Consider the following 9,769-nt stretch of genomic DNA (forward strand, 5'->3'; position numbering starts at 1 on the left):
GGCCCTTAGCGGGAATCCATGTTGACCTGGGGGGTCGGGCTGCTGAAGGTCAAGGTGGATTCCCGATTACCCCACTCGGGAATGACGGTGCGGTGACTCCATCCCAGCCTTCCGAGCCGCCCTCGTCATTCCCGCAGGCCCTTAGCGGGAATCCATGTTGACCTGGGGTTTTGGGCGGCTGCAGGTCAAGGCCAAGGTCAAGGTGGATTCCCGATTACCCCACTCGGGAATGACGGTGCGGTGACTCCATCCCAGCCTTCCGAGCCGCCCTCGTCATTCCCGCAGGCCCTTAGCGGGAATCCATGTTGACCTGGGTTTTCGGGCGGCTGCAGGTCAAGGTCAAGATGGATTCCCGATTACCCCACTCGGGAATGGCGGTGTGGTGACTCGGGAAAATAGTCGACATACGCCAAGCAAAGCTATACAAATGATGTACAAACAACAGGAGAATACTCATGCTTGGTCTATTTAAACGCGATCCCAAGAAAAAACTTCAGCAAGATTACGAGCGTAAATTACAGGCCGCAATGCAAGCTTCGCGCAATGGTGACATGAGAGCTAACGCCACATTGACGGAAGAAGCAGAAGCTATTCTGACTGAGATCAATCGCCTTAAAGCAGAAGAACGCTAGGACACAACGCCCATGCGCCACCATTTCATCGCTGCCATGACTCTAGGCTGGCTACCTTTAGCGGCTCATGCCAGCCGCCCTCTTCCTGGCCAGTGGTGGCAATCGCAACATGTCGTTGCTAACAGCGCTGTTTTAGCCCAAGCAATACAGCACCAGGTTGTCCTATTGGGCGAGCAGCATGATGCCGTTGACCACCACCGCTGGCAGTTGTACACCCTAGCGGGGCTTTACGCGCTGCGTGACGATATGGTCATCGGGTTAGAAATGCTGCCCCGGGAAGCGCAACCCGCACTCGATGATTGGGTTGCGGGCTTGTTATCCGAAGAAGCGCTGCTGGAACAGTCCGGCTGGGAGGAGAACTGGGGGTTTGATGCTGATCTTTACTTACCCATTCTCCATTTCGCGCGTGTTCAACAGATTCCTCTGATCGCCCTCAACATTACGCCCGAGCTGCGTCAGCGCTTAGCTCGTGACGGCTTCAGCAGCGTGCCTGCCGACCAGCGACACCATATACCTGCACCGTTACCGCCAAGCGCTGGCTATGAAATGCGCTTAAAAGAGGTATTTGACCAGCATGCAATGGGTGACGACGACCCCGCTATGCTAAGACGCTTTTTACAGGCCCAGCTTAGCTGGGATGTCGCGATGGCCGAAGGGCTGACTAACGCCGCCTTGGAGGGTAAATTGGCCGTTGGCTTAATGGGTTTAGGCCATGTAATTTACCAAGATGGTGTGCCCCACCAACTTGATGGGCTGGGGGTAGATCACACCTTCAGCTTACTGCCCTGGTCAACAGAAACCTGCGAGTCACCCGACTCTGCATTAGCAGATGCTGTTTTTGTACTGCCAGCGGCGGAGTAACCGCTGACAGATGGGTTGCGAATAGATTGGTCGCTAACAGGTTATTTGTTAAAAGAAGGGGCGGTTAGGCATCATCTGCCAGCGCAGGCAGCAGCGTTTTCAATTTACGAGTAAGAGTATTGCGCCCCCAGCCGAGCAATTCGGCAGCTTCCCCTTTGCGCCCACCGGTATGTTTCAGCGCCGTTTCAATCAGAATACGTTCAAAATCCGGCACGGCTTCTTCCAGCAGATGGGTATGGCCTTCTGCCAGGGCGTGGTCAGCCCAATCCCTGAACGCGGAACGCCAATCGCCATAAACACTACCTTCAGAAGCGCTGACCGAGAGCAGTTCTGGGGGCAAGTCCTCAATGAGAATTTCGCGGCCGGAAGCCATGACCGTTAGCCAACGGCAAATATTTTCTAATTGACGAACATTACCCGGCCACGGCAAACGGGTAAGATGCGCTTCTGCTTCGGGCGTTAACACCTTGATATCGGTGGTCAGCTCTTTGGCAGCTTCCGCTAAGAAATGACGCGTTAAACGCGGAATATCTTCCCGACGTTCGGAAAGGCGCGGCAGATGAACGCGAATCACGTTTAAGCGGTGGAACAAGTCCTCGCGAAACCGCCCATCGTCAACTAACGATTCTAGATTCTGATGGGTCGCGGCAATAATACGTACATCAACTTTTACAGGCGTATGGCCACCCACGCGATAGAATTCACCATCCGCTAACACACGCAGCAAGCGCGTTTGCGTTTCAGCGGGCATGTCACCAATTTCATCAAGAAACAGCGTTCCGCCGTTAGCCTGTTCAAAGCGACCTTGGCGCTGTTGCGCTGCCCCTGTAAACGCGCCCTTCTCATGGCCGAATAGTTCGGACTCAATCAAGTCCCGGGGAATTGCCGCCATATTCAGCGCTATAAACGGCTTGCCTGCTCGCGGGCTATGTTGATGGAGCGCCTGAGCAACACGCTCTTTACCGGTGCCAGACTCACCGTTAATTAACACCGTGATGTGGGAGTGGGAAAGCCGCCCGATGGCGCGAAACACTTCCTGCATAGCGGGCGCTTCACCAATAATCTCAGCACTCAACCCTTCCGGTACGCTGACCGGGCGCTGGCGCTCTCTTGCATGAGCGACCGCACGGCGCACCAGCGCCAGCGCTTCGTCCACATCAAAGGGTTTCGGCAGGTATTCAAAGGCGCCCCCTTGGTAAGACGCCACGGCACTGTCGAGATCCGAATGCGCGGTCATCACAATCACCGGCAGGTCAGGGTGTGCATCACGCACCCGGGACATTAAATCCAGCCCATCAATGCCGGGCATACGAATGTCAGTCACCAGCACATCCGGTGGATTTTCTAACAGTCGCTCCAGCGCGGTATCGGCGCGTTCAATACACTCTATATCCAGGTCTGGCTGCGCTAAGGCCCGCTCTAATACCCAACGGATGGCGCGGTCATCATCGACAATAACCACTCGTGCTACATCGGTTTGTGTCGCCTCAGTCATGACGCTTCTCCGGTGAAATTAACAACCAATGGAATCAGTAAACGAAATTCGGTATGCCCTGGGCGTGAGTCGCATTCGATCAATCCTTGATGTTGGTGCAAAATCGATTGAGCAATTGATAGCCCTAGGCCGCTACCTTCAGCGCGCCCAGAAACCATGGGATAGAAAAGCGTTTCACGTAACGTTTCAGGTATGCCAGGGCCATTATCAATAACCCCCACTTCACTGACTAAACGATGGCGTTCAGCCCCCAGCGTAAATTGGCGGCGTGCGCGGGTGCGCAGCATAAGTTCCGGCGAAGGCGTTGCTGCATCACTCATGGCCTGTACCGCGTTACGTGCCACATTCAACACCGCTTGAATCATTTGAGATTCATCGCCAGAAAGATCCGGCAAACTCGGGTCATAATCACGACGGATCTCAATATGCGGATGCTCGGCAATCAGCAGCGCTCGCACCCGCTCTAACACCTTATGGATATTGACCGGCTCATGTTTGACGATGCGATTGGGGCCCAACATGGAGTCGACCAAATCTCGCAGCCGATCCACCTCTTCCACAATAATATGGGTGAATTCACGCAGTGCAGGATCATCCAGATCGCGCTCCAATAATTGGGCAGCACCACGAATCCCGCCTAAGGGATTTTTAACTTCATGAGCCAAGCCCCGCGCCAACACTTTGATGGTCTCTTGCCGGGTGGTCAGCGCTTCTTCCCGGGAAATCTGCATTAGCCGATCACGGGGCTCTACTTCGAGTAATAGTTCATCGGCTGAAAGCGGGGTCACGGTGTAGTCCACCGTTAATGGCTCGCTGTTCAGCGGCGTAATGCGTGCTTCGCGTTGGGTATAGGGATGAAAGGCATCCCGCGCTTTAGCGAGGACATCATCAATACTCTCATCGCCCCCTAACAGAGTGTCTAAACTAATGCCCTGCACACGGCTAAAACTCACCGCTAGCAACGCTTCCGCTGCCGGGTTCATCCAACGAACACGGAGTTCACCGTCTAGCAGTAAGACTGCAGTGGTGAGGTGTTCAAGTAAGCGCTGGTACATGGCGTATCCTGAAGCGTCGCTGTAAAAAATAGCGTTATCGAGCGTATGAAAGAGAAACTGCAAAAAGCGCGCCAATTGGCCACTTGCACGGCTAATGAGCAGGGGGCGGGGATGTAGCGAGCCGTTATAGCGCAGTCCGAGCGGTCAGCCTGTCACTTATTGCACCATTATAGTGCGCATGACTCATCATCAATAAAAATACTCACCGCATCAGTGCGGCGCCGCAGACAGCGTTCTCCCCTTGCAAACAGACCTCTTCGTCTCACTATTCAGTGGTATAAAAAAACCCCGCCGAAGCGGGGTTTTAGGCCAGTCACACCCGAGGGAGTGATACTAGCTGCTGTGCTTAGCAATCGCTCTTAACAGCTGTAGTACATATCGAACTCAATCGGGTGAGTGGTCATGCGAATGCGCTCCACTTCTTCCATCTTGAGGTCGATGTATGCATCGATCATATCATCAGTAAACACGCCACCTTCGGTCAAGAACGCGCGGTCTGCATCGAGTGCTTCCAACGCTTGGTCCAGGCTGTTGGCAACGGTCGGTACTGACTTACCTTCTTCTGGCGGCAGGTCGTACAAGTTCTTATCCATGGCATCGCCAGGATGAATCTTATTCTTAATACCGTCGATACCCGCCATCAGCAGCGCCGCGAACGCCAGGTAGGGGTTAGCAGTCGGGTCAGGGAAACGTGTTTCAACACGCTTACCTTTCGGGCTGGCGGTATACGGAATACGGATAGAGGCAGAACGGTTACGAGCGCTATAAGCCAACATAACCGGCGCTTCAAAGCCTGGCACCAAACGCTTGTACGAGTTAGTAGACGCGTTCGTGAAGGCGTTCAGAGCACGAGCGTGTTTGATCACACCGCCAATGTAGTAAAGCGCCATTTCGGAAAGCCCAGCGTACTCGTCACCCGCGAACTGGTTCTGGCCATCTTTCCAGAACGACTGGTGTACGTGCATACCAGACCCGTTGTCGCCTACCAGCGGCTTCGGCATGAACGTAGCAGTTTTGCCGTAAGCGTGAGCCACGTTGTGGATCACGTATTTCATTTCCTGAACTTCGTCAGCTTTCTTCACCAGCGTGTTGAATTTAACGCCGATTTCGTTCTGACCCGCGTTAGCAACCTCGTGGTGGTGAACCTCAACGGTCTGGCCAATCGCTTCCAGGGTGTTACACATTGCACCACGCATGTCATGGAAACTATCAACCGGGGGAACCGGGAAGTAGCCGCCTTTAACGCGCGGGCGGTGCCCCAAGTTGCCACCTTCTACCTGATTACTGGTCGCCCAAGCACCTTCATCAGAGGTGATTTTGTACATGGAACCCTGAATGTCAGATTTCCAATGGACTTCGTCGAAAATGAAGAACTCAGGCTCAGGGCCAAAGAAGGCGGTGTCGCCCAGGCCGGTGGACTGCAGGTAAGCTTCTGCGCGCTTGGCAATAGAACGCGGGTCACGGTCATAGCCCTGCATAGTGGCAGGCTCGATGATATCGCAACGCAGGATCAGGGTAGCGTCTTCGGTGAAGGGGTCGAGGAAACCAGTGCCATCTTCAGGACGAAGAATCATGTCGGATTCGTTGATGCCTTTCCAGCCCTCGATAGAGGAACCATCGAACATCTGACCATTTTCAAAAAACTCTTCGTCCACGTCCCGTGCCGGTACGGTGACGTGCTGCTCTTTACCGCGCGTGTCGGTGAAACGCAGATCTACCCATTTAACATCATGTTCTTCGATTAGCGCGAGAGTCTTGGCTGACATAGTGTCCTCCGGTATGAACGTGGCTTAAGCTTGTGACAGTAAGCTACCGATAAAAGAGTTATTAAACAAACCGGCTATCGTTGTAGCACGCCGAGAGGCATCTGCCTACGACCCGCTAGCCGCTGCCTAATACCAAGCACGGAACATGCCAACTCTGCACCAATATGGCATAAAAAAACAACAAGCATTTGTTTTATAAAAGATAAAAAATAAAATACTGCGCTTCTTCATGTAGCATAATGCTCTGCGAAAGAACGAACTTAGCCCTAAAAAGCCACCTAGCTCAGAAAAACGCACCAATAAAGACCAACCAGAGACCCGCAAGCACCAACATGGTGCATATCAAGCATCTATTATTTTCCTCATCACTGTGAACTTTAGCTTGATACCAAAAGAAACTCACACCTACAATTGATTACAAACAGATAGATTTAATAACAAACAGGTTTCACAACACAGGAAGCCACTCACATGGGCACGGTCTGCTTTATTGTTGATGCGTCAGTCACAGGTGCCCTTTTACCACGTCACCTGCGCGCTATTCGCCAAACAGGCTTTGCAGACCACACACTTCCCATTATCGTGACCAGCGCCACCGCCGATCCGCGCGTGCCGGACATTGAGCAACGCTACCGCGCGCACTTTCTTGTTACCCCTTCCCAGCCACTGGGCGCAAGGATCAATCAAGCCGCATATCTCAGCCAAGCTGATTGGTTGCTGATTGCAATGCAGCAACGGGCGCTAACAGCCAAACTATGGTGTTTACTTTATCCCCAGCTAGACACGTACACGCTGGATGCTCTTTTGATTGGCAGCGAACCACCCCGCTTATCCGAACGCTTACTCCAGTGCTTTTTAGGCGCAGGCGTCGCTGTTCCTCCCTACATCGCCATCAGGCGCACGTGGCTAGAACGGTTGGGGGGCTTAGACCCAGAGCTAGATGAAGCAGCGCTTGCTGATTTACTACAGCGCCTTTATGCCTGCCCTACCCGTTTACAAACCTTCAGCCTGGAAACATCAGGGCTTACCCGAGACTCGCCATCAAGGAGTAACAAACCCTACCGGCCACCTCCCAACTCGCATACGGATACTTAACGTCTCTTATGGCTTAGGATCTCCTGTTGGTTAAACGCTCAAATGCTTGCCCAATAGCACTGCCCCCGCCGTCATAGTGTTAACCATACTATTCAACACGAATAAGCCAATACCATCGGCAAGAATCGGTTAATGCACTAACCAACGTGAAAACAGCACACAGAAAGGTATTACCCCCACGGCTGTTGAAGACAAGTTCTTTTGAAGACTTGTTCTTTTGAAGACAAAGCTATCCAACCAGCGAATGTGAGTGCAGCGGATCCACGACATCCCCATGCTTCAGCAGTGATTGGCTCTATCACACCAACGCACACTACACTTAAACATCACGCTATCTGATACCGCTCAACAAAAGGACACTGACAATGCATCAGCATATCGAATGGGACGAACCTGGCAGCGCAAGCGTTGTAGAGTTTTTTAAGAATGACCCCGACCACACGCCGCCCTACCCAGGCGCCATGCTCTCCGCCCGTTATCTAGGCCGCATTGTGCGGGTAAAAGTAGAAGCCTATCGTGATGAAGATGCCGTCAGCATCGGCAGCGTTGCCGCCATTCTTGACCGACACGGGCACCACCACGAATCCCACCACAAGCTTAACGTAGGCGACATCGTCCGACTTCCCGATGACAAACGCGCGATGGAACACTGGGACGAGGACGATTAAGAGTAACCGCCATCACAAACTACGAAAGCAAAGCGCGCCCTTTAAAGGGCGCGCCTTAACAAACCGTATCAACGGAAACATTTACCCCGCTTTCTGAATTTCTACCGAATGCGGGTAAGGTATTGAAACACCTTGCTTATCAAAGGCTTCTTTGACAGCTTTCGTCATATCAAATTTCACATCCCAATAATCCGCCGCATCGACCCAAAGCCGCACGGTAAGGTCCACACTACTGGCTCCCAGGTTAGTGACTTTTACCCAAGGTGCGGGATCACCATGGATACGGCTGTCAGCCTCGGCCAAGCCGCTGATGATCGCCATGGCCAGATCAGCATCATCGTCATAGCCAATCCCGAACACAAGATCGACACGGCGTGTCGAGTGATGAGAGAAGTTAGTGATGATAGCCCCCCAAGCCTGCCCATTAGGCACAATAATTTGCACGTTGTCAGGCGTCACTAACTCGGTCACGAACAGGTTAAGATCCTTAACCGTACCGGACGTGCCCCCAATATCAACAAACTGACCCAGTTTGTAAGGACGAAACACAATCAGCATAAACCCCGCCGCTAAATCACTCAGCGTGCCCTGCAACGCCAAGCCAATAGCCAGCGTGGCAGCCCCCAACACAGCAACCAGCGAAGTAGCCTGAATACCAAACAGACCCAGTACCGTAATAAATACAACCAGCAGAATGACCCACTTCACCAAGGCTGCAAGAAAGTTGCCCAGCGTTGGATCTATACGCGGTATCGCATTCACCCGCTTACGCACTAAGCTGCTGACTACCCCTGCGACAATCCAGCCCACAATTAACACCAACAATGCTTTCACGGCATTGATGATCAAAGGAACATAAGCCCCAAATTGCTCAAGAAAGTTTTCCATGACGTAATATCCTCTAGATGGCAGTTACCGACACACACAGCATTCATTATGTTAAAGCAGTTTTATTTTGGAACACTCTTTTCCTCACCATATTTAACAATTAAAGCACCATCGTGCTGATGACGCCGAAACTGAGAGAGTATTCACAACGGTTGAGCGCTGAATTACCTGGACGGCAACATCCAACTTACTAATTAATGAAGGTAATGCACATTTCGAGTAGCGCGGCGTAAGCGTTAGCGCACCCGCGAAAGTGACCCGGCAGGTGTACATTTATGGCGGTGAGCAGATAGGTAGTGCGGAATTTGTACCACTCAGGCGGGCGGCGATGCGGACTGTGGTGGCTTGCATGACCGCGATGGCGATGTGGCTGTTTCCAGCGGTCGGATGCATGTACACCCGGCATGGTTGGGCATTGGTTTGCATTTGTTGACTCCAAGCCGTGGTGGTTAAAGCTGACGTTTGCAGACGTCGCAAAACACAAGGTAAATATGCTTACCTTATGAGCCAATTTATAAGCTTTATTTACCTTGCCGGGCGAAAACAAGCCGGCACAAGACCGGCTTTAGGGATCATTCGTAGCCTTTTACAACGGCTATCAGAGCGTCTCTGTGATTGAAGATATCAGTCAGTACATTTAGATCGTGCTTAACTGATTCATTATCTTGGCGAATTTCAATTCTTTTTAAGATTTTGGAATTGAAGTGAAGGCGACAGATCGGCTTACGATTGTTGTCATCAAGCAGCACGGCGCAATACGACTTTGCATCTCGCATGAAAACCCTTTCAGGAGCTACTTCGCTGGCAACGATAGCCCGAACCATGTTGTAACCATCGATCTCTTCCTGAGTCGTGACTATCTCATCATCTGTATTTTGAGAAGGTTCTTCGGAGTCCATCTGAATGGACTGTAAGTTAACAGCACCTGACTCATCGCCACTTGTCGTAGCTAATGCCTGTTTGAGTCTTAGAGAAACCTGCTCTTTGATGTGTTGAGCCATTGCGTCGCGGATGATCGGTGTGAATTCATCAAGAACTTGCTGAGTCATCCGTCCATCAAAGAAATCTTGAGCGATGAATTTGATGAATTCGCGGGGCGGTTCTTTAAGCATCTTGCTGAATGATGCCATCGCGAGATTGGTGTATTTCAGCCGATTTGCGGTACTAAGAATGGTATCGACGTTAAAAACAGGCTTAGCAAATTTCTTCAGTTCTTCAATATCCCTTTCGTTATAGTCAGTCAGACGAAAGGTAAAAAATGGTCTGTTAAGTGAATCCGCATAAGTTATGGTGTATAAAGCGAGGCTTA

The 9,769-nt window shown here is 51.8% G+C and carries 10 protein-coding genes; 4 read left to right on the forward strand and 6 right to left on the reverse strand.

Annotation, left to right across the window (positions count from 1 at the left end; all coding sequences use genetic code 11):
* Positions 1-289 precede the first annotated feature (289 nt).
* Positions 290-457, reverse strand: a complete 168-nt coding sequence (locus INT19_RS13695; protein ID WP_193061178.1) for a hypothetical protein — start codon at positions 455-457, stop codon at positions 290-292.
* On the opposite strand from INT19_RS13695, the gene INT19_RS13700 reads away from it, so the two are divergent.
* Both INT19_RS13700 and INT19_RS13705 read left to right on the forward strand, forming a co-directional pair.
* Positions 456-632, forward strand: a complete 177-nt coding sequence (locus INT19_RS13700; protein ID WP_193061179.1) for a DUF6435 family protein — start codon at positions 456-458, stop codon at positions 630-632. The two genes, INT19_RS13695 and INT19_RS13700, sit on opposite strands and share 2 nt — an antisense overlap.
* Positions 633-644: 12 nt before the next feature.
* Positions 645-1,493 carry a ChaN family lipoprotein gene (locus INT19_RS13705; RefSeq protein ID WP_193061180.1) on the forward strand — a complete coding sequence of 283 codons (849 nt, stop codon included), beginning with the start codon at positions 645-647 and terminating at the stop codon, positions 1,491-1,493.
* A 64-nt stretch (positions 1,494-1,557) separates the two neighbouring features.
* Here the strand turns inward: INT19_RS13705 and glnG are convergent, their stop codons facing one another.
* From glnG to glnA, 3 genes are all read right to left on the reverse strand, one after another.
* Positions 1,558-2,988, reverse strand: a complete 1,431-nt coding sequence (gene glnG / locus INT19_RS13710; RefSeq protein WP_193061181.1) for a nitrogen regulation protein NR(I) — start codon at positions 2,986-2,988, stop codon at positions 1,558-1,560.
* The gene (glnL, locus tag INT19_RS13715; RefSeq protein WP_193061182.1) at positions 2,985-4,043 is read right to left on the reverse strand and encodes a nitrogen regulation protein NR(II); all 1,059 of its coding nucleotides are present in this window, start codon (positions 4,041-4,043) and stop codon (positions 2,985-2,987) included. Before glnL ends, glnG begins: the two co-directional genes overlap by 4 nt.
* A gap of 359 nt (positions 4,044-4,402) precedes the next feature.
* Positions 4,403-5,809 carry a glutamate--ammonia ligase gene (gene glnA, locus INT19_RS13720; RefSeq protein WP_089039988.1) on the reverse strand — a complete coding sequence of 469 codons (1,407 nt, stop codon included), beginning with the start codon at positions 5,807-5,809 and terminating at the stop codon, positions 4,403-4,405.
* Between the two features lie 471 nt (positions 5,810-6,280).
* Here glnA and INT19_RS13725 point away from each other — a divergent pair, with 471 nt between their 5' ends.
* Both INT19_RS13725 and INT19_RS13730 read left to right on the forward strand, forming a co-directional pair.
* A complete protein-coding gene (locus tag INT19_RS13725; protein WP_089039989.1) occupies positions 6,281-6,904 on the forward strand; it encodes a hypothetical protein in 624 nt (207 codons plus the stop codon).
* Positions 6,905-7,269: 365 nt separating this feature from the next.
* Positions 7,270-7,572, forward strand: a complete 303-nt coding sequence (locus INT19_RS13730) for a hypothetical protein (RefSeq protein ID WP_193061183.1) — start codon at positions 7,270-7,272, stop codon at positions 7,570-7,572.
* An 81-nt stretch (positions 7,573-7,653) separates the two neighbouring features.
* Here the strand turns inward: INT19_RS13730 and INT19_RS13735 are convergent, their stop codons facing one another.
* Together INT19_RS13735 and INT19_RS13740 are read right to left on the reverse strand one after the other, a co-directional pair.
* The gene (locus tag INT19_RS13735) at positions 7,654-8,460 is read right to left on the reverse strand and encodes a mechanosensitive ion channel family protein (RefSeq protein WP_120385919.1); all 807 of its coding nucleotides are present in this window, start codon (positions 8,458-8,460) and stop codon (positions 7,654-7,656) included.
* Positions 8,461-9,032: 572 nt separating this feature from the next.
* A partial coding sequence (locus INT19_RS13740) for a hypothetical protein (protein ID WP_226924651.1) occupies positions 9,033-9,769 on the reverse strand: 737 nt, incomplete at its 5' end.

It is taken from the genome of Halomonas sp. 3A7M, from assembly GCF_014897875.1.
GTDB lineage: Bacteria > Pseudomonadota > Gammaproteobacteria > Pseudomonadales > Halomonadaceae > Vreelandella.

Excerpts from the sequence above, each read along its gene's own strand:
- INT19_RS13700 (WP_193061179.1), top strand. The coding sequence starts at position 456 with ATGCTTGGTCTATTTAAACGCGATCCCAAGAAAAAACTTCAGCAAGAT.
- INT19_RS13695 (WP_193061178.1), bottom strand. The coding sequence starts at position 457 with ATGAGTATTCTCCTGTTGTTTGTACATCATTTGTATAGCTTTGCTTGG.
- INT19_RS13705 (WP_193061180.1), top strand. The coding sequence starts at position 645 with ATGCGCCACCATTTCATCGCTGCCATGACTCTAGGCTGGCTACCTTTA.
- glnG (WP_193061181.1), bottom strand. The coding sequence starts at position 2,988 with ATGACTGAGGCGACACAAACCGATGTAGCACGAGTGGTTATTGTCGAT.
- glnL (WP_193061182.1), bottom strand. The coding sequence starts at position 4,043 with ATGTACCAGCGCTTACTTGAACACCTCACCACTGCAGTCTTACTGCTA.
- glnA (WP_089039988.1), bottom strand. The coding sequence starts at position 5,809 with ATGTCAGCCAAGACTCTCGCGCTAATCGAAGAACATGATGTTAAATGG.
- INT19_RS13725 (WP_089039989.1), top strand. The coding sequence starts at position 6,281 with ATGGGCACGGTCTGCTTTATTGTTGATGCGTCAGTCACAGGTGCCCTT.
- INT19_RS13730 (WP_193061183.1), top strand. The coding sequence starts at position 7,270 with ATGCATCAGCATATCGAATGGGACGAACCTGGCAGCGCAAGCGTTGTA.
- INT19_RS13735 (WP_120385919.1), bottom strand. The coding sequence starts at position 8,460 with ATGGAAAACTTTCTTGAGCAATTTGGGGCTTATGTTCCTTTGATCATC.